20 protein-coding genes, 1 tRNA gene and 1 other RNA gene are annotated in these 19,023 nt (G+C 68.4%); 14 read left to right on the plus strand and 8 right to left on the minus strand.

The window, feature by feature from the left end; all coding sequences use genetic code 11:
* Positions 1-40: 40 nt before the first annotated feature.
* Genes CD928_RS01275 through rpiB form a run of 5 tightly spaced genes read right to left on the minus strand, consistent with a single transcriptional unit; the run spans position 41 to position 3,226 of the window.
* Complete coding sequence (locus CD928_RS01275; protein WP_095383833.1) at positions 41-784, minus strand: RNA methyltransferase; 744 nt, start codon at positions 782-784, stop codon at positions 41-43.
* Positions 781-1,251, minus strand: coding sequence for a transcriptional regulator NrdR (gene nrdR, locus CD928_RS01280; protein WP_053553650.1), 471 nt, complete (start codon positions 1,249-1,251; stop codon positions 781-783). The genes CD928_RS01275 and nrdR overlap by 4 nt, the downstream gene beginning before the upstream one ends.
* Before the next feature lie 3 nt (positions 1,252-1,254).
* On the minus strand, positions 1,255-1,467 hold the full coding sequence (locus CD928_RS01285; protein WP_095383836.1) for a hypothetical protein: 213 nt from the start codon (positions 1,465-1,467) through the stop codon (positions 1,255-1,257).
* A gap of 2 nt (positions 1,468-1,469) precedes the next feature.
* Complete coding sequence (glyA, locus tag CD928_RS01290) at positions 1,470-2,777, minus strand: serine hydroxymethyltransferase (RefSeq protein WP_095383839.1); 1,308 nt, start codon at positions 2,775-2,777, stop codon at positions 1,470-1,472.
* On the minus strand, positions 2,774-3,226 hold the full coding sequence (rpiB, locus tag CD928_RS01295) for a ribose 5-phosphate isomerase B (protein WP_095383842.1): 453 nt from the start codon (positions 3,224-3,226) through the stop codon (positions 2,774-2,776). The genes glyA and rpiB overlap by 4 nt, the downstream gene beginning before the upstream one ends.
* 111 nt (positions 3,227-3,337) lie before the next feature.
* On the opposite strand from rpiB, the gene CD928_RS23250 reads away from it, so the two are divergent.
* The gene (locus tag CD928_RS23250; RefSeq protein ID WP_176473400.1) at positions 3,338-3,502 is read left to right on the plus strand and encodes a hypothetical protein; all 165 of its coding nucleotides are present in this window, start codon (positions 3,338-3,340) and stop codon (positions 3,500-3,502) included.
* 35 nt (positions 3,503-3,537) lie between these two features.
* Here the strand turns inward: CD928_RS23250 and CD928_RS01300 are convergent, their stop codons facing one another.
* Positions 3,538-4,194 (minus strand): alpha/beta hydrolase, encoded by a 657-nt coding sequence (locus CD928_RS01300; protein ID WP_053553654.1) that lies wholly within the window; start codon positions 4,192-4,194, stop codon positions 3,538-3,540.
* 276 nt (positions 4,195-4,470) lie between these two features.
* Here CD928_RS01300 and CD928_RS01305 point away from each other — a divergent pair, with 276 nt between their 5' ends.
* The 11 genes from CD928_RS01305 to CD928_RS01355 all read left to right on the plus strand — a co-directional run bounded on the left by CD928_RS01305 (position 4,471) and on the right by CD928_RS01355 (position 14,230).
* Positions 4,471-5,556, plus strand: coding sequence for a cysteine desulfurase family protein (locus tag CD928_RS01305; protein WP_095383845.1), 1,086 nt, complete (start codon positions 4,471-4,473; stop codon positions 5,554-5,556).
* The gene (locus CD928_RS01310; RefSeq protein WP_095383848.1) at positions 5,553-5,891 is read left to right on the plus strand and encodes a 2Fe-2S iron-sulfur cluster-binding protein; all 339 of its coding nucleotides are present in this window, start codon (positions 5,553-5,555) and stop codon (positions 5,889-5,891) included. Before CD928_RS01305 ends, CD928_RS01310 begins: the two co-directional genes overlap by 4 nt.
* Before the next feature lie 289 nt (positions 5,892-6,180).
* An RNA gene (gene ffs / locus CD928_RS01315) (signal recognition particle sRNA small type) lies at positions 6,181-6,278 on the plus strand.
* Between the two features lie 82 nt (positions 6,279-6,360).
* Positions 6,361-8,031, plus strand: coding sequence for a DNA polymerase III subunit gamma/tau (locus tag CD928_RS01320; RefSeq protein WP_255247026.1), 1,671 nt, complete (start codon positions 6,361-6,363; stop codon positions 8,029-8,031).
* The gene (locus CD928_RS01325; protein WP_095383854.1) at positions 8,028-8,363 is read left to right on the plus strand and encodes a YbaB/EbfC family nucleoid-associated protein; all 336 of its coding nucleotides are present in this window, start codon (positions 8,028-8,030) and stop codon (positions 8,361-8,363) included. The genes CD928_RS01320 and CD928_RS01325 overlap by 4 nt, the downstream gene beginning before the upstream one ends.
* Before the next feature lie 209 nt (positions 8,364-8,572).
* Positions 8,573-10,969 carry an endopeptidase La gene (gene lon, locus CD928_RS01330; protein ID WP_095383857.1) on the plus strand — a complete coding sequence of 799 codons (2,397 nt, stop codon included), beginning with the start codon at positions 8,573-8,575 and terminating at the stop codon, positions 10,967-10,969.
* Positions 10,970-11,139: 170 nt separating this feature from the next.
* A complete protein-coding gene (locus CD928_RS01335; RefSeq protein WP_054588053.1) occupies positions 11,140-11,412 on the plus strand; it encodes an HU family DNA-binding protein in 273 nt (90 codons plus the stop codon).
* 160 nt (positions 11,413-11,572) lie between these two features.
* Positions 11,573-11,647: transfer RNA gene (locus tag CD928_RS01340), tRNA-Val, on the plus strand.
* 75 nt (positions 11,648-11,722) lie between these two features.
* Positions 11,723-12,034, plus strand: coding sequence for a hypothetical protein (locus CD928_RS01345; RefSeq protein WP_095383860.1), 312 nt, complete (start codon positions 11,723-11,725; stop codon positions 12,032-12,034).
* A 111-nt stretch (positions 12,035-12,145) separates the two neighbouring features.
* Positions 12,146-12,811: a response regulator transcription factor gene (locus CD928_RS01350; protein ID WP_095383863.1), complete on the plus strand. Its 666-nt coding sequence runs from the start codon at positions 12,146-12,148 to the stop codon at positions 12,809-12,811.
* A gap of 114 nt (positions 12,812-12,925) precedes the next feature.
* Complete coding sequence (locus CD928_RS01355; protein ID WP_255247027.1) at positions 12,926-14,230, plus strand: HAMP domain-containing sensor histidine kinase; 1,305 nt, start codon at positions 12,926-12,928, stop codon at positions 14,228-14,230.
* 184 nt (positions 14,231-14,414) lie between these two features.
* On the opposite strand, the gene CD928_RS01360 is transcribed toward CD928_RS01355, so the two are convergent.
* Together CD928_RS01360 and CD928_RS01365 are read right to left on the minus strand one after the other, a co-directional pair.
* Positions 14,415-15,104: a glutathione S-transferase N-terminal domain-containing protein gene (locus CD928_RS01360; RefSeq protein ID WP_095383868.1), complete on the minus strand. Its 690-nt coding sequence runs from the start codon at positions 15,102-15,104 to the stop codon at positions 14,415-14,417.
* Positions 15,101-15,388 carry a chorismate mutase gene (locus CD928_RS01365; RefSeq protein WP_095383871.1) on the minus strand — a complete coding sequence of 96 codons (288 nt, stop codon included), beginning with the start codon at positions 15,386-15,388 and terminating at the stop codon, positions 15,101-15,103. The genes CD928_RS01360 and CD928_RS01365 overlap by 4 nt, the downstream gene beginning before the upstream one ends.
* 109 nt (positions 15,389-15,497) lie before the next feature.
* On the opposite strand from CD928_RS01365, the gene CD928_RS01370 reads away from it, so the two are divergent.
* Positions 15,498-16,511 carry a polyprenyl synthetase family protein gene (locus CD928_RS01370; protein ID WP_095383874.1) on the plus strand — a complete coding sequence of 338 codons (1,014 nt, stop codon included), beginning with the start codon at positions 15,498-15,500 and terminating at the stop codon, positions 16,509-16,511.
* Between the two features lie 4 nt (positions 16,512-16,515).
* A complete protein-coding gene (hrpB, locus tag CD928_RS01375; protein WP_176473401.1) occupies positions 16,516-18,981 on the plus strand; it encodes an ATP-dependent helicase HrpB in 2,466 nt (821 codons plus the stop codon).
* Positions 18,982-19,023: the final 42 nt, after the last annotated feature.

Genomic DNA, 19,023 nt, shown 5'->3' on the forward strand with positions numbered 1-19,023 from the left:
GAGGTGCCTCACCCTATCGCCAACCGCGACGCGCCTCAAGCTAGTCGCCTCCGCTCCCGCGCGCCGACTTGCGCGCGCGGCCCAGCGTCGTGACGATGCCGTGCATCATCCGGATGTCGTTGTGCGACCAGCCGGTCTTGGTCAGCGCGGTGCGCAGCGTCCGCAGCGTCGCCGTGGTCCGCTCGGGCGGGAAGAAATAGCCCGCGGCGTCGAGGTCGCGGACGAGGTGTTCGATCAGATCCTCGAGTTCGCCGTGCGGGGCGGGGGGATCGAGCGGCACGTCGGGCGGGCTCGCGAGGCTCATGCCCTTCGACCATTCATAGGCGAGCAGGATCACCGCCTGCGCGAGGTTCAGCGACCCGAATTCGGGGTTGATCGGCACGGTGACGATCTCGTGCGCGAGCGCGACGTCGTCGCTTTCGAGGCCCGAGCGTTCGGGCCCGAAGACATAGGCCGATCGCAGCGCGGTCGCATGAACCTGCCGCGCGGCCGCCTCGGGGGTCAGCACCGGCTTGGTCACGCCGCGCTTGCGCACCGTGGTCGCATAGATGTGGCCGCAATCGGCGACCGCCTCGGCAAGGCTGTCGAACACCACGGCGTCGGCGAGGACGCGGTCGGCGCCCGAGGCGGCGGGCCCCGCGTCGGGATTGGGCCAGCCGTCGCGCGGGGCGACGAGGCGCAACTCGGTCAGCCCGAAATTGAGCATCGCGCGTGCCGCCTTGCCGATATTCTCACCAAGCTGCGGGCGGACGAGGACGATGACGGGGGGAGGGGCCTTGCTCACGAGCCGTTCTTGTGCGCCGCTTCGTTGATCGTCGCGGCGAATTCCTCGAAATCCTTGGCTTCGGTGAAATCGCGATAGACGCTGGCGAAGCGGATATAGGCGACATTGTCGAAGCCCTTCAGCGCTTCCATCACCATCGCGCCGATCTGCGCCGCCTGCACCTCGTTCTCGCCCGAGGTTTCGAGCTGGCGCTGGATGCCCGAGACCAGCCGTTCGATGCGCGCGCCGTCGATCGGGCGCTTGCGGCATGCGATCTGGACGCTGCGCATCAGCTTCTCGCGGTCGAAGGGCTCGCGGGTGCCGCCCGCCTTGAGCACCGCGACTTCGCGCAGCTGGATGCGCTCGAAGGTGGTGAAACGCGCGCCGCAGTCCTCGCACTGGCGGCGGCGGCGGATCGCGGCGCCGTCCTCGGTCGGACGGCTGTCCTTCACCTGGCTGTCTTCATGGCCGCAATAGGGACAGCGCATGGATCAGCGTCGGATCCGGCTGTAGAGCGCGATCGCGGCGCCCGCGAACAGGCCGACCGGCCAGCTGATCACGGGCAGCACGGCCCCCGCGACGGCGCCGATCGCGCCGCCGGTGAGCACGGGCTTGGTCGAAGGATGGTCCATCCCCTGCTTGCCCATCGCCTTGATCTCTTCGACCGTGTCGCCGAGCAATGTTTCGATTTCGGGCTTCGCCATGATCAGCCTCCGTAAATCGGGAAGCGCTCGCAGAGCGCGCGAACACGCCCGCGAACGTCGGCCTCGACATCGGCGTCGCCATGCTCGCCCTTGTCGCGCAGCGCTTCGAGCACATCGGCGACCATGTCGCCGATTTCCTCGAATTCGGCGATGCCGAAGCCGCGCGTGGTTCCGGCGGGCGAGCCGACGCGGATGCCGCTGGTCTTGATCGGCGGCAGCGGGTCGAAGGGGATGCCGTTCTTGTTGCAGGTGATCGCGCTGCGCTCGAGCGCCTCGTCGGCGTCGCGGCCGGTGACGCCGAGCGGGCGCAGGTCGATGAGCGCGAGGTGGGTGTCGGTGCCGCCCGCCACGACATCGGCGCCGCGCGCCTTCAGCCGGTTCGCGAGCGCCTGCGCATTGGCGATCGTCGCCTTCGCATAGGCTTTGAACTCGGGGCGCAGCGCCTCGCCGAACGCCACGGCCTTCGCGGCGATGACGTGCATCAGCGGGCCGCCCTGCAGGCCGGGGAAGACCGCCGAGTTGATCCGCTTGGCGATCGCCTCGTCGTTGGTCAGGATCATGCCGCCGCGCGGGCCGCGCAGCGTCTTGTGCGTGGTCGTGGTGACGACATGCGCATGCTCCATCGGCGACGGGTGCGCGCCGCCGGCGACGAGCCCCGCGAAATGCGCCATGTCGACCATCAGCAGCGCGCCGACATCGTCGGCGATGGCGCGGAAGCGTGCGAAGTCGAGCGTGCGCGGATAGGCCGAACCGCCCGCGATGATGAGGGCCGGGCGATGTTCCTTCGCCAGCGCCTCGACCTGATCGAAATCGACGAGATGGTCATCGGCGCGCACGCCGTACTGGACCGCGTTGAACCATTTGCCCGACATCGCGGGCGCCGCGCCGTGGGTCAGGTGGCCGCCGGCGTCGAGGCTCATGCCGAGGATCGTCGCGCCGGGCTTGGTCAGCGCGAGCATCACCGCGCCGTTCGCCTGGGCGCCCGAATGCGGCTGAACGTTCGCGAAATTGCAGTCGAACAGTTTCTTGGCGCGGTCGATCGCCAGCGTCTCGACCTCGTCCGAGGGGGCACAGCCCTGATAATAGCGGCGGCCCGGATAGCCCTCGGCATATTTGTTGGTGAAGACCGATCCCTGCGCCTCGAGCACCGCCTTGGAGACGATATTCTCGCTTGCGATCAGTTCGATCTGATAGCGTTCGCGTTCGAGTTCATGCTTCATCGCCGCGGCGACCGCGGGGTCGACGGCGGCGACGCCATCGGTGAAATAGCCGGCCGATTTGATGGGCTTGTCGAGCGTTTCGGTGGTCATCGGCTGTTCTCCAGGACGGGCGGGTGGGAAAGCTTGTCGACGCGGCGCGCGTGGCGGTCGCCGGCGAAATCGGTAGCGAGAAAGGCGGCGACGCACGCCTTGGCCATGTCGATGCCGGTCAGCCGCGCGCCCAGCGCGACGACGTTGGCGTCATTATGCTCGCGCGCGAGCTTCGCCGACAGCGGTTCGGACACGAGCGCGCAGCGGCACGCCGGGTTGCGGTTGACCGAGATCGAGATGCCGATCCCCGATCCGCACAGTGCGACGCCGCGCTCCGCGCTGCCGTTCGCGACCGCTTCGGCGAGGCGGTATCCATAATCGGGATAGTCGACGCTTTCGGGACCGTTGGTGCCAAGGTCGGCGACCTCGTGTCCTTCGCCGCGCAGCCAGTCGGCGAGCAGCGCCTTCAGCTCATAGGCGGCGTGGTCGGAGGCGATGGCGATGCGCATGGCGCGTCTCCTGCGGCGAAGAGGGAATCGATGAGCGCGCTTTAGTGGAAGGAGGGGAGATTGGCCATAAGCCAGGTGGCAAATTTGTGACGCGGGGGGTAAAGCCGCGCCATGTCCGACACCATCATGTCCCTGCTGATGCTCACCGGGGTCGTCCTGACCGGCGGCGCAGCCTATGTCTTCCGCATGGGCGACCGCCGCCGCGCGCTGCTGATGTTGGTCGCGGCGCTGGTGATGTTCGCCAATATCGCGATCTGGCTGGTGCCGACGAAGTGACCGTCGCCCCCGCGAAGGCGGGCGACGGTCTTTCCTCAGCGGATCGGCGAGTCCGGCGCGAGGCGCATGTCGAGATAATTGTCGAGCGACTTCATCAGCTGTTCGAGCTCATGTTCGAAGAAGTGATTGGCGCGCGGGATCTCGTCGTGGTGGATGGTGATGCCCTTTTGCGTGCGCAGCTTGTCGACCAGCTTCTGCACCGCGGCCGGCGGCACGATCTCGTCGGCGCCGCCCGCGACGATGATGCCCGATGAAGGGCAGGGCGCGAGGAAGCTGAAGTCGTACATGTTCGCCGGCGGCGCGACCGACAGGAAGCCGCGGATCTCGGGACGGCGCATCAGAAGCTGCATGCCGATCCACGCACCGAAGCTGAAGCCCGCGACCCAGGTGGTCTGCGCCTCGGGGTGGATCGACTGGACCCAGTCGAGCGCCGAGGCGGCGTCGCTGAGCTCGCCGATGCCGTTGTCGAACGTGCCCTGGCTGCGCCCGACGCCGCGGAAGTTGAAGCGCAGCACCGCGAAACCGCGCGCGACGAAGCTCTTGTACATCGCCTGCGTGATGCGGTCGTTCATCGTGCCGCCGCCCTGCGGATGCGGATGCAGGATCAGCGCGACCGGCGCGCGCGGGCGCGGCGGGGGAGAGAAGCGGCCTTCGATGCGGCCCTCGGGGCCGGGGAAAATGACGTCGGGCATGGGCGCACCTTCTATGGTTCTTGGGCTTGCCAGTGATTCGCCGGGAGACGGGGTGGCGGAGCGGAAGCGGCGCCTATATAGAAAATGGGTAGCAAGTTGCAACTTTTGCGAATCGTTCGCAATAAGAAGCCTTGCCATCCTTCGTTCGCCACCCCCGACTTGATCCGGGGCCCCGCTCAGCGGCGGTGATAAGCGGGACCCCGGATCAAGTCCGGGGTGACGAGGATTTCATGCGTTACTCGACACGAACGGGATTAGGGGGCAGAGGCTCGCAAGATGATCTACCTCGATTACCAGGCCACGACGCCGCTCGCACCCGAGGCGCGGGAGGCGATGCTGCGCTGGCTGGGCGACGAAGGCGACAGCTTTGCGAATCCCTCCAGCACGCACAAGGCCGGCCGCGCCGCCGCCGCCGCGGTCGAGGTGGCGCGCGATCAGGTCGCGGCGTTGCTGCCGCGGGGCGGGCGCGTCTTCTTTACTTCGGGCGCGACCGAGGCGCTCAACTGGGCGCTGTTTCGCGGGGCGGACGCGAAGCCGGGCGGGGTCGCGGGGCTCAGCATCGAACATGCGGCGTCGCTGCAATGCCTCGAACGGCTGAACGCGGCGATCCTGCCGGTCGATGGCGAGGGGCTCGCGCTGCCGTCCGATGAGGTGCTGATCCCCCAGAATGGGATCGTCGCGACGATGCTGGTCAACAACGAGGTCGGCACGATCCAGCCCGTCGCCGATTTCGCCGCCGCGGCCCATGCGAAGAACAGCCTGCTGCTCTGCGACGCGGTGCAGGGCTATGGCCGCGTCGCGATTCCCGATGGCCCCGACCTGATCGCGCTGTCGGCGCACAAGATCCACGGGCCCAAGGGCATCGGCGCGCTGTGGGTTCGGGACGGCGTCGACCTCGAACCGCTGATGGTCGGCGGCGCGCAGGAGCAGGGGATGCGCTCGGGCACCGTCTCGCCGGCGCTGTGCGCGGGTTTCGGCGCCGCCGCGGCGCTCGCGGCCGAGCGCTTCGACGCGGACGCCGCGCATGTCGAGCGGCTGTGGTCGCTCGCGATGGACATGCTGCCCGAATGGACGATCAACGGCGCGGCGAGCCCGCGCTACCACGGCAATCTCAACGTCCGGCGCGAAGGCGTGAACGGCCTCCGCCTGATGTCCGACGCGCGCGATGTCGCTTTCTCGCTCGGCAGCGCGTGCGGCAGCGGGTCGGGCAAGGTCAGCCATGTGCTCCGCGCGATGGGGGTCAGCGAAGCCGACGCGCGCGCGTCGATCCGCCTCGGCTGGGGGCGCTATACGAGCGAGACCGAGCTTCGCGACGGCCTCGATGCCATCAAGGCCGCGGCGCGGCTGCAGGGGGTCAATTGATGCGCGTCACCTTCGTCCACGCCGACGGCAAGGGGCGCACCGAGGCCGAGGCGAACCCCGGCGACGTCCTGCTCGACGTCGCGCAGGCGCATCTGATGCCGCTCGAAGGGACGTGCGAGGGCCAGATGGCCTGCTCGACCTGCCACGTCATCGTTGCGCGTGAGGATTTCGACCGCCTGCCGCGCGCGAGCGAGGAGGAGGAGGACATGCTCGACCTCGCCGCCGGCGCGCGCCGCACCAGCCGCCTGTCGTGCCAGATCGTACTGACCGAGGAACTGGACGGGCTGACGGTCCATATCCCGGCGGAAAGCCGCAACATGCAGGGGCCGCGTTGAGGCTCCGATTGAGCCGCGGTTCAAATTGTTCGCACGAAGCCACGAAGCCACAAAGATGGGGCTTATCCAAACCGTTCGTGCTGAGCTTGTCGAAGCACTGTCCTTTCTTTCGGCGTCGGAAGAAGGAAGAACGGCCCTTCGACAAGCTCAGGGCGAACGATTTTTGAGTGCTTCTTTGTGGCTTCGTGGCTTCGTGCGAAACAAAATGGAGCAGCGAGTGAGGACTAGGTGGCCGAACGGGTTTGCACCTCGATCACTTGCATTTCGCGCGCGCGCCCGCCATATGCGCCGCGGGAGTCGGGCGGACGCAGTCTTCGCCAACCCGGTCAGGTCCGGAAGGAAGCAGCCGCAACGAATTCGCTGCGGGTCGTTCCGGCTCCCACCCATTTCCCCCTTCGACAAGATCGCGCGTCGCCCCTAAGACGGGCGCATGGACGATTCCGCCGACGACGATACCCCGATGCTGGGCATGGACCTGCCCGAGACGCCTGCGGCTGCGGTTTCGAGCGGTCCGTACCGCGTTCTGGCGCGCAAATATCGCCCGCAGACCTTCGCGGAGCTGATCGGCCAGGACGCGATGGTCAAGACGCTCGGCAACGCGATCGCGCGCGACCGGCTGGCGCACGCCTTCCTGATGACCGGGGTGCGCGGGGTCGGCAAGACGTCGACCGCGCGGCTGATCGCCAAGGCCTTGAACTGCATCGGCCCCGACGGGCAGGGCGGGCCGACGATCGACCCGTGCGGCGTCTGCGAACCCTGCCGCGCGATCACCGAGGGGCGCCATATCGACGTGATCGAGATGGACGCCGCGTCGAACACCGGCGTCGACGACGTGCGCGAGATCATCGAGGCGGTGCGCTATGCCGCGGTGTCGGCGCGCTACAAGATCTACATCATCGACGAAGTGCACATGTTGTCGCGTAACGCCTTCAATGCGCTGCTGAAAACTCTCGAAGAGCCGCCGCCGCACGTCAAATTCCTGTTTGCCACCACCGAGGTGAACAAGGTGCCGGTGACGGTGCTGTCGCGTTGCCAGCGCTTCGACCTCCGCCGCATCACCCCCGACATGCTCTTCGCGCATTTCAGCGCGATCCTGCAGAAGGAAGGCGTCGAGGCCGAGGCGCCGGCGATCTGGCTGATCGCGGGCGCCGCCGAAGGCTCGGTGCGCGACGGGCTGTCGATCCTCGACCAGGCGATCGCGCACGCCGACCTGGAGGGCGGCGGCACGATCAGCGCCGACCAAGTGCGTGTGATGCTCGGCCTGTCCGACCGCTCGGCGATCGCGCAGCTGATGGCGGCGATCCTGGAAGGCGAGGCGGGCGGCGCGATCGACCTTGCGCGCGCGCAATATGCGCTGGGGATCGAGCCGGTCGCGATGGTGCGCGGGCTGATGGACCTGGTCCACGCGATCACCCTCGCCAAAGTGTCGCGCCACGACGACCCGGCGCTGGCCGCGGCCGACCGCGAGCGGATCGGCGACTGGGCGCAAAAGCTGGGCTTCGCGCCCCTGAACCGGCTCTGGCAACTGCTGCTCAAGGGACATGACGAGGTGCTGCGCGCGAACAACCCGCTCGAACATCTCGAAATGCTGCTGCTGCGCGTGATCTACGCGGCGTCGATGCCCGACCCCGGCGAACTCGCGAAGCTGCTCGAATCGGGCGGTCTGTCGGCGCTTCCGCAGCCTTTGCCTGCGCCCTCCGGGGGGAAGGAGGACAGGGCGGAGGCGCCCGCCGCGGCCGAAGCGCCCACCCCCGAGGCGCCCGCGTCCGCGCTGACCGTGGCGCAGATTCATCAGCTTCTCGAAAGCATGGGAAATCATCGCCTTGCTGGCCTTGTCTACGACCATCTCAAGCTGATCGAACTCGAACCCGGCAGCCTCGTCTTCGCGCCGGTGCCGGCGCTCGGCGACGGCTTTGCGCGCGACCTCGGCGAGGCGCTGCTCGCCGCGACGGGGAGCCGCTGGCATGTGCGCGGCGGCGAGGGGACGGCGCGGCCGAGCCTCGGCGAGATCCAGCAGGCGAAGATCGCCGACCATGACGCGCGCATCCGCGAACTGCCGGTCGTGAAGGCCGCCCTGGCGGCTTTTCCCGATGCGACGCTTGAACCCCCCGAAGACAATCGCCATAGGTCGAACCCATGAAATCGATCGAAGAGATGATGAAGGCGGCGCAGGAAGCCGCCGCCACGGTGCAGGCGCAGATGCAGGAGGCGCAGGCGAAGCTCGACAGCGTCGAGGTCGAGGGCGTTTCGGGCGGCGGTCTCGTTCGGATCGTCGCGAGCGCGAAGGGCCGGATCAAGTCGATCCGCATCGACGACAGCCTGATCGTCCCCGCCGACAAGCAGATGCTCGAGGATCTGCTCGCCGCCGCGTTCAACGACGCGCGCGAAAAGGCCGACCAGGCGAGCAACGAGGAAATGGGCAAGATGACCAGCGGCCTGCCGCTGCCGCCGGGGTTCAAGCTGCCGTTTTGAGTTCCGTCGCCCCCGCGAAGGCGGGGGCCGCCGTCGTTTCATGCCGGAGAAGCCGGAATGGGCCTCCAGCGGCCCCCGCCTTCGCGGAGGCGACGATCCACACCCATTCACCCCACCGTCATTGAACGCGGCGCAAGTTACGCCATATTAGTGCGGACCACCCTATAGACGGGCGGCGCGCCGGTTCGCGACGCCGCCCAGGAGCCATAATGACGCAATCCTTCCCCTTGTTGCCGCTGCGCGACATCGTCGTCTTTCCGCACATGATCGTGCCGCTGTTCGTCGGCCGCGACCGTTCGGTCGCCGCGCTCGAGGCGGCGATGGAAGCCGACAAGGAAATCTTCCTCGTCGCCCAGCTCGATCCCGGCGAGGACGACCCGCAGCGCGACGACCTGTACGACGTCGGCGTGATCGCGACCGTGCTCCAGCTTCTGAAGCTGCCCGACGGCACCGTTCGCGTGCTCGTCGAGGGCAAGGAGCGCGCGAAGCTCCTCGCGCTCGCCGCCGAAGACAAGGCGGTGATGGCGAGCGTCAAGCCGATCGCCGACACGATCGACGACAGCGTCGACACCGCGGCGCTGATGCGCTCGGTCGTCGACCAGTTCGAAAACTATGCCAAGCTCAACAAGAAGATGCCCGCCGAGACCGCGGTGCAGCTCTCGCAGATCGACGAAGCCTCGCGGCTCGCCGACTCGGTCGCGGGCAACCTCAACATCAAGGTCGCCGACAAGCAGGCGCTGCTGGTCGAGGATGCGCCCGCGAAGCGGCTGGAGATGGTGTTCGCCTTCATGGAGGGCGAACTCGGCGTGCTGCAGGTCGAAAAGAAGATTCGCGGCCGCGTGAAGCGGCAGATGGAGAAGAGCCAGCGCGAATATTATCTCAACGAGCAGTTGAAGGCGATCCAGCGCGAGCTCGGCAACGACAATGGCGAGGGCGGCGACGACCTCGCCGAACTGCAGGCCAAGATCGACAAGCTCAAACTGTCGAAGGAAGCGCGCGCCAAGGCCGACGCCGAGCTCAAGAAGTTGCGCGCGATGGCGCCGATGTCGGCCGAGGCGACGGTCGTGCGCAACTATCTCGACACGCTGCTCGGGCTGCCGTGGGGCAAGAAGTCCAAGCTCAAGAAGGACATCGCGACCGCGCAGGCGGTGCTCGACGACGACCATTATGCGCTCGAAAAGGTCAAGGACCGGATCGTCGAATATCTCGCGGTGCAGGCGCGGACCAACAAGCTGAAAGGCCCGATCCTCTGTCTCGTCGGCCCTCCGGGGGTCGGCAAGACTTCGCTCGGCCGTTCGATTGCCAAGGCTACCGGTCGCGAATTCGTGCGCCAGTCGCTGGGCGGCGTGCGCGACGAGGCCGAGATCCGCGGTCACCGCCGCACCTATATCGGCTCGCTGCCGGGCAAGATCGTGACCAACCTTAAAAAGGCCGGCACGATGAACCCGCTGTTCCTGCTCGACGAGATCGACAAGCTCGGCCAGGATTTTCGCGGCGATCCGGCGTCGGCGCTGCTCGAAGTGCTCGACCCCGAACAGAATGCGAAGTTCCAGGACCATTATCTGGAGATCGACGTCGACCTGTCCGACGTGATGTTCGTGACGACGGCGAACTCGCTCAACCTGCCGCAGCCCTTGCTCGACCGCATGGAGATCATCCGGCTCGAAGGCTATACCGAGGACGAGAAGGTCGAGATCGCCAAGCGCCACCTGATCGCCAAGCAGGTCGAGGCGCACGGACTGAAGCCGGGCGAATTCGAGCTGACCGAAGAGGGGCTGCGCGACCTCATCCGCTTCTACACTCGCGAGGCGGGCGTTCGCACGCTCGAGCGCGAGATCGCGCGGCTCGCGCGCAAGGCGCTCCGCAAGATTCTCGAGGGCAAGGCCGAGAGCGTGAAGATCACGCCCGAAAACCTGTCCGAATTCTCGGGCGTCCGGAAGTTCCGCCACGGCGTCGGCGACCGCGAGGACCAGGTCGGCGCGGTCACCGGGCTCGCCTGGACCGAGGTCGGCGGCGAACTCCTGACCATCGAGGCGGTCACCGTCGCGGGCAAGGGGCAGGTCCGCACGACCGGCAAGCTCGGCGAGGTGATGACCGAGTCGGTGCAGGCCGCGCTCTCCTTCGTGAAGGCGCGCGCGCCGGCCTATGGCATCAAGCCCAGCCTGTTCGCACGCAAGGACATTCATATCCACCTGCCCGAAGGCGCGGTGCCGAAGGACGGCCCGTCGGCGGGCGTCGGCATGGTGACGGCGATGGTGTCGACGCTGACCGGCATCGCGGTGCGCAAGGATGTCGCGATGACCGGCGAGGTCACGCTGCGCGGCCGCGTGCTCGCGATCGGCGGCCTCAAGGAAAAGCTGCTCGCGGCGCTGCGCGGCGGGATCACCACGGTGCTGATTCCCGAGGAAAATGAAAAGGATCTGGTCGAGATTCCGGCGAATATCACCGACCAGCTCAAGATCATTCCGGTGAGCCACGTCGACCAGGTGCTCGCCGAGGCGCTGGTGTCGCCGGTCGAACCGATCGAGTGGACCGAGGCCGACGAACTGGCCGCGTCGCCCCCGCACGCGCCGGGCGCCGACCCCGAAACGGCGATTCGCCACTGATCCGGATGGCCCGGTGATCGCCGCCGGGCCGTCTTTTCGTCGCAAAAACGTCATTTTATGACGTTTCCCGCCATTTTTTGCTTTGACAAGCCGGGGTCAAACAGCGTTAGTGGCGCGCCATGGCCCGGCCATGAATCACTTATCCAACCACATACAGGGGTTCCTTAGGCATGAACAAACAAGACCTGATCGCCACCGTCGCTGACTCGAGCGGCCTCACCAAGGGCGATGCGAGCAAGGCGGTTGAAGCCGTTTTCGACGCGGTCACCGCGGCCCTGAAGAAGGGCGGCGAAGTCCGTCTGGTCGGTTTCGGGACGTTCTCGGTCAGCAAGCGCAAGGCGTCGACCGGCCGCAACCCGCGCACCGGCGAAACGATGACCATCGCGGCGTCGAACCAGCCGAAGTTCAAGGCCGGCAAGGCCCTCAAGGACGCCTGCAACTAAGTTGCCGGCGCCTTCTGGCGAATGTCATTCGGGCCGCGGCGTCAAACCGCGGCCCGATTTGCATCCGATCGACCGGTCGCATGCAAATCGCCGTTGCAATCATCGCCGCAACGGCTATGGACGTCCCGCTTTCGGATGTCCGCTTCGTCGGAGCCGGAACGGGCGCGTAGCTCAGTGGTAGAGCACACCCTTCACACGGGTGGGGTCGCAAGTTCAATCCTTGCCGCGCCCACCATGATCCCGAAGGCCGAACGGCCGCCGAACGGATCATTCATCGCCTATTCAATGCGCTTGCCTTAGGACCGGGGCCATGATCCGCGCTTTGACCCTCTCGCTTGCATCCGCGCTGCTCCTCGCCGGGACGCCCGCCGCCGCGCGCGGCGACCGCGACCGCGACCAGGACAATCTGCGCGAGGCGGCCGCGCAGGGGCAGGTGATCCCGCTGGGCAAGCTGATCGCCGAAGTCCGCTCGCGCGCGCCCTACAGCGACATGACCTATCTGGGCGGGCCGCAGTTCGACGCGCGCCGCATGATCTATGCGCTGAAATTCATGGACGGCAGCCAGGTGGTGATCGTCTATGTCGACGCGCGCACCGGACGCATCGTCGGGCGCCGGCCCTGATCGGGGTTTTTGCGGCACCCCCGCAACGACTTTTTGCGATGACCGTTCCGACTTGATAGAGACGAATGAACGGACCGGCGCGTCGCCGGCCCGCGGTTGAAAGGCGCCTGAATGCGGATTTTGATTGTCGAGGACGAGCCCACGCTGGGGCCGCAGCTCAAGGCCACGCTCGAAGGCAACGGCTATGCCGTCGATCTCGCCACCGATGGCGAGGACGGCCATTTCCTGGGATCGACCGAGGATTATGACGCCGCGGTCCTTGACCTCGGCCTGCCCGAGATCGACGGGCTGACCGTCCTCGACCGCTGGCGCAAGGAAAAACGCAATTTTCCGGTGCTCGTGCTCACCGCGCGCGACAGCTGGTCGGACAAGGTGGCGGGGCTCGACGCCGGCGCCGACGACTATCTCGCCAAGCCTTTCCAGACCGAGGAGTTGATCGCCCGCCTGCGCGCGCTGATCCGCCGCGCCTCGGGCAATGCGTCGAGCGAGCTGATCGCGGGCAAGGTGCGCCTCGACACGCGTTCGGGCCGCGTCACGCTCGACGGCCAGCCGGTGAAGCTGACCGCGCAGGAATATAAGCTGCTGTCCTACCTTCTCCATCACAAGGGCAAGGTGGTGTCGCGCACCGAGCTGATCGAGCATATCTACGACCAGGATTTCGACCGCGATTCGAACACGATCGAGGTCTTCGTGACGCGCATCCGCAAGAAGCTGGGCGCCGACATCATCACGACGATCCGCGGTCTCGGCTATCAGCTCGACGACCCGCAGGGCTGACGCGGCGTTCGCATGGCCGATGCCCGCGTCGCCCCGGCGGTCGAAACGGACCCGGATGCGGCGGAAAAACCGCAGGCGCTGACGAGCCGGATCACCGGCTCGCTGGCGCGGCGCATGATCGCGATCGCGGCGATCTGGATTTCGGTGCTGCTGCTCGGCGGCGGCTTCGCGCTCGACCGGGTGCTCACCGGCGCGATCACGCGCAATTTCGATTCGGGCCTCGAATATGTGCTGATCGCGATGATCCGCTCGTCGGAAATCGGCCCCGACGGCGAGGTCCGCCTGCTCCAGCCGCTCGGCGACCAGCGCTTCCTCGAACCCTATAGCGGCCTTTACTGGCAGATCAGCGGCGGTGGGCAGGAACCATATCCCTCGCGCTCGCTGTGGGAGCGCCGGCTCGCGACGTCGGACAAGCATGAGGATCAGCAGCTCCACACCTATGACAGCCACCAGTTCCCCGACGAGGAATTGCGCGTGCTCGAACGCGACGTCGTGCTGCCGGGCAGCAACACCAAGTGGCGGTTCCAGATCGCCCAGTCGCGCGACGCGCTCGACCTTCAGATCCGCGCGGTGCGTGCGACGCTGATTCCCAGCCTGGGGCTGCTCGGGCTCGGGCTGATCGTCCTCGCGGCGCTCCAGACCTTCTACGGCCTCTGGCCGCTCCGCCACATCCGGCGCGCGATCGCGGCGATGCGCGGCGGGCAGAACCGCCGCGTGATCGCGCCGCTGCCGCTCGAGGTGCAGCCGATGGTCGACGAATTGAACGCGCTGCTCGCGCATAACGAGAAACAGGCGGAGGAAGCGCGGCTCCACGCGGGCAACCTCGCCCATGCGCTCAAGACGCCGCTGACCGTGCTCGTCAACAGCGCCACCGGCTCCGACGATCCGCTCGCCGACACGGTGCGGCGCGAGGCGGCGACGATGCAGCGCCAGGTCGAGCACCACCTCGCGCGCGCGCGCGCCGTCGGGCGCCGCGGCGCGGCGCAGGCGCGCGCGAATGTGTGGGACAGCGTCGAGGGCGTGTCGCGCGCGGTTGCGGCCCTCTATCCCGACGCGCGGCTCGACGCCGCGGGCGACAGGTCGCTGATCGCGCGGGTCGAGCGGCAGGATCTCGACGAACTCGTCGGCAACCTTCTCGAGAACGCGGCCAAATATGGGGGCGGTAGCATCTTCGTGACGATCGAGCGCGAGGGCGGCATGGCCGAGATACTGGTCGAGGACGACGGCCCCGGCATCTCGCCGGCCGACCGCGTGCGCATCTTCGACCGCGGGGTGCGGCTCGACAGCAACAAGCCCGGCACCGGGCTGGGCCTCGCGATCGTCCGCGACGTCGCGGAGATTTATGGCGGCAGCATCGGGCTCGAGGAAAGCGAGGACCTGGGCGGGCTGCTAGTGCGATTGAGGCTGCCGGCGGGGTAGGGTGGAATGTAGGCTTTGGGGTGATTTGAGCTCTTCCCCTCCCTTTTAGGGAGGGGTTAGGGGTGGGTGCGCGAGCGGAGCGAGCCCACGAAAGAACGCCGCCTTCGGCGGCTACCCACCCCCAGCCCCTCCCTAAAAGGGAGGGGAGAAGGTATGGCCGCAATCGGTCGGATTTCGGCCGCCTTCAGCCCGCCGTCACTTCCAGCCCGCGCTGCACGCCCGGCCGGGCGAGGCCGCGGTCGAGCCAGCGCTGGACATGGACGAAGCGATCGAACCCGACGATCTCGCGCGCCTCGTAGAAGCCGATCAGGTTGCGCACCCAGCCGAGCAGCGAGATGTCGGCGATGCTGTAGTCGTCGCCCATCACCCACGTCCGTTCCGCCAGCCGCGCGTCGAGAACGCCGAGCAGGCGTGCGGATTCGGCCGCGTAGCGATCGCGCGGGCGCTTGTCCTCATAGTCCTTGCCGGCGAATTTGTTGAAGAAGCCGAGCTGGCCGAACATCGGCCCGACGCCCCCCATCTGCCACATCAGCCACTGGATCGTTTCGTAGCGCGCGTTCGGGTCGGCGGAAAGGAATTGCCCCGTCTTGTCCGCGAGATAGATCAGGATCGCGCCCGATTCGAACAGCGCCAGCGGCGTGCCGTTCGGCCCGTCGGGGTCGTAGATCGCGGGAATCTTGCCATTGGGGTTGAGCGTCAGGAAGGCGGGGTCTTGGCTCTCGTTCGCCATGATGTCGATGCGATGCGGCTCGTAGGCGAGGCCCGTTTCCTCGAGCATGATGCCCACCTTCACCCCGTTGGGGGTCGGCGCCGAAAAGAGCTGGAGGCGGTTCGGATGCTGCGCGGGCCAGCGCGCGAAGATCGGATGGGTCATGCGTCCTTCTCCCGTTTGACCTGCTCGTGGTGGCGGATCACCTCGTCGATGATGAAGCGCAGGAATTTCTCGCTGAATTCGGGATCGAGGTCGGCCTCGCGCGCCAGCGCGCGCAGCCGTTCGATCTGCCGCGCCTCGCGGTCGGGGTCGGCGGGGGGCAGGTCGATCGTCGCCTTGAGCTCGCCGACCGCCTTCGTCACCTTGAAACGTTCGGCGAGCATATAGACGAGCGCGGCGTCGATATTGTCGATGCTCTGGCGGTAACGGCTCAACTGGTCGTCCATCGGGCGGGCGGCTCCTCTCGTTCGCGGCACGCTTGGCACCGCAAAGGGGGCGCTGGCAAGCCGAAAGTCGTTGCAAATTGCCCCCCGCGCGGCCAAGGGAGCGCTCGCCATGACTGCGGAAATCCATCAGCTCCACGGGGACCGCCCGCCCTCGCTCGACCCGATGATGGCGCTCGTCGCCGCCGACATGAACGAGGTGAATGCGGTCATTCTCGACCGGATGCAGTCGGAGGTGCCGCTGATCCCCGAGCTCGCGGGGCATCTGATCGCGGGCGGCGGCAAGCGGATGCGACCGATGCTGACGCTCGCCTGCGGCCAGCTGCTCGACTATCCGGGCCACCGCCACTGCAAGCTCGCCGCCGCGGTCGAGTTCATCCACACCGCGACCCTGCTCCACGACGATGTCGTCGACAAGTCGGACCTGCGCCGCGGGCGCAAGACCGCCAACACCATCTGGGGCAACAGCGCCTCGGTGCTCGTCGGCGACTTCCTGTTCAGCCGCGCCTTCGAGGTGATGGTCGAGGACGGCTCGCTGAAGGTGCTGAAGATCCTGTCGCGCGCCTCGGCGGTGATCGCCGAGGGCGAGGTCAACCAGCTTTCGGCGCAGCGCCGCATCGAAACGAGCGAGGACCAGTATCTCGCGATCATCAACGCCAAGACCGCCGAGCTGTTCGCCGCCGCGTGCAAGATCGCGGCGGTGGTCGCCGAGCGCGACGAGGCGACCGAGGCGGCGCTCGACGCCTATGGCCGCAACCTCGGCATCGCCTTCCAGCTCGTCGACGATGCGATCGACTATGTGTCGGACGCCGAAACGATGGGGAAGGGCGTCGGCGACGATTTCCGCGACGGCAAGGTCACGCTGCCCGTCATTCTCGCCTATGCGCGCGGCACGGCGGAGGAGCGCGAATTCTGGAAGCAGGCGATCGTCGGCCACCGGACCTCGGACGAGGACCTCGCTCACGCCAAGGGCCTGCTTTTGAAGCACGACGCGATCGCCGACACGCTGGCGCGCGCGCGGCATTACGGCCAACGCGCGGTCGACGCGATCGGCGGGTTCCGCGCCAGCCAGGCGCGCGCGGCGCTGACCGAGGCCGTCGCCTTCGCGGTGGCGCGCGCTTATTAACATCATGAGGCAGGCGCTGCCGATCGATGCGGTGCTGCCCGACATCATGGCGGCGCTGGTGCTCAAGCCCAATGCCGTCGTCGTCGCTCCGCCGGGCGCGGGCAAGACGACGCGCGTCGCGCCGGCGATCCTCGACCAGCCGTGGTGCACGGGCGCGGTGTGGCTGCTGTCGCCGCGCCGCCTCGCCGCGCGCGCGGCGGCGGAGCGCATCGCCGAAGAGATGGGCGAGGCGGTGGGCGGCACCGTCGGCTATGCGACGCGGCTCGACAGCAAGCAGTCGGCGGCGACGCGGCTGCTGGTGATGACGCCGGGGCTGTTCCGCACCCGCATCCTTGCCGATCCCGAACTCGCCGGGGTGAGCGCGGTGCTGTTCGACGAAGTGCACGAACGCAGCCTCGACGGCGATTTCGCGCTCGCGCTCGCCATCGACGCACAGCAGGGGCTGCGCGACGACCTGCGCCTCGTCGCCATGTCGGCGACGCTCGACGGCGCGCGCTTCGGCGCGCTGCTCGGCGATGCGCCGCTGGTGAAGAGCGAGGGCAAGAGCTGGCCGCTCGAACTCCGCCATGTCGGCCGCCGGCCTGAGGATCGGCTCGAGGCGAGCGTGCTCGCCGCGGTGCGGCAGGCGCTCGCCGACGAGGGGGAAGGCGACATGCTCGCCTTCCTGCCGGGCGCCGCCGATATCGAGCGCGCCGCGACGGCGGTCGAGGAGGCGCGGCTGCCGCTCGCAGTCCACCGACTCCACGGACAGATCGACCCGGCGATGCAGCGCCGGGCGCTGGTCCGCGATGCCGAGGGGCGGCGCAAGCTGATCCTCGCGACGAGCATCGCCGAGACCAGCCTGACCATCGACGGGGTACGGATCGTCATCGACGCCGGCCTGTCGCGGCGCCCGCGCTTCGACAAGGCGGCGGGAATCGCGCGGCTCGTCACCGAACGCGCGAGCCAGGCGTCGGCGACCCAGCGCGCGGGTCGCGCGGCGCGGCAGGGGCCGGGGGTCGCTTATCGCCTGTGGGAGGCGCCCGCGACCGCGGGGATGCCGCCCTTCGACCCGCCCGAGATCCACGAGAACGACCTGATGCCCGTCGTGCTCGACTGCGCGAGCTGGGGGATTGTCGACCCGCGCCAACTGGGCTGGCTCGACCCGCCGTCGCCCGCCGCGATCGCCGAGGCCAAGGCGCGGCTGATCGCGATCGGCGCGCTCGGCGAGGACGGGCGGATCACCGCGCACGGCAAGGCGCTTGCCGCGGTGCCGCTGCCGGTGCCGCTCGCGCATATGCTCCTCGACGCCGCCGCGGCGGGCGAGGCCGAGCTGGCGGCGCGGCTCGCAGTGCTGCTGACCGAGCCGGGGCTCGGCGGGCGCGGGGTCGATGTCGAGGCGCGGCTGCAGCGCTGGCGCGGCGCCAAGGGCGAGCGCAGCGAAGGCGCGTGGCGGCTTGCGCGGCGGCTTGCGAGCCTTGGCGAGCGGCTCGCGGCGGGCAGCGACCGGGTGCCGTCGCGCTCGATCGGCGGCTGGATCGCGACCGCCTGGCCCGACCGCGTCGCGCGGGCGCGCGCCGGACAGCGCGGCGAATATCTGAGCGTCGGTGGGCGTGCCTACCGGCTCGACCCCGTCGATCCGCTCGCGAACGGCGAGTGGCTCGCCATCGCCGACGCGCAGGGCCACGCGGCCGGCGTGCGCATCCTCGCCGCCGCGCCGATCGACGCGGCCGAGGTCGAGGCGCTGTTCGCCGACCGCATCGTCGCGCACGCCGCGAGCCGATACGACGCGGCGAGCGACCGCGTCGATCATCGCCGCGAACGGCGGCTCGGCGCGATCGCGCTGGCGAGCGGCAAGGCGGGGCGCGGCGAGGGCGCCGAGGACGATGTCGCCGTCCGCCTCGCAGCGGTGGAGGGCAAGGGGTTCGGGCTGATCGGCTGGGGGCCGGCGTCGCAGGCGCTGCGCCAGCGCGCGTCCTTCGCGGGGCTCGACACGCTGTCGCCCGGCGCGCTCGCCGACAGCCTCGACCTGTGGCTCGCGCCGCTGCTCGCCGACAGCCGGGGGCTGCGCGACATTCCCGATCGCAAGCTCACCGACGCGCTGATGGGCCTGCTCGACTGGCCGGCGCGGCAATTGCTCGAAAAGCGCGCGCCTTCCGACTATGCGACCCCCGCGGGCAGCCGCCACCCGATCGACTATGGCGCCGAGGGCGGCCCGACGGTCGCCGTGCGGGTGCAGGAGCTGTTCGGCCTGACGCGCCATCCGAGCGTCGGCGAGCCGCCGGTGCCGCTGGTCCTCGCGCTGACCTCGCCCGCGCACCGCCCGATCCAGACGACGCGCGACATCGCGGGCTTTTGGGGCGGCAGCTGGCACGACGTCGCGCGCGAGATGCGCGGCCGCTATCCGAAGCATAGCTGGCCCGACGACCCGGCGGGCGCGCGGCCGACCCTGCTCACCAAGGCGGCGCAGGCGCGGCGCGACGGGGCATAAGCCCTCTTTTCGCACGCCGCGCGACCGGCTAAGGCGGCGGCA

This window comes from Sphingopyxis sp. GW247-27LB (assembly GCF_002277025.1).
GTDB lineage: Bacteria > Pseudomonadota > Alphaproteobacteria > Sphingomonadales > Sphingomonadaceae > Sphingopyxis.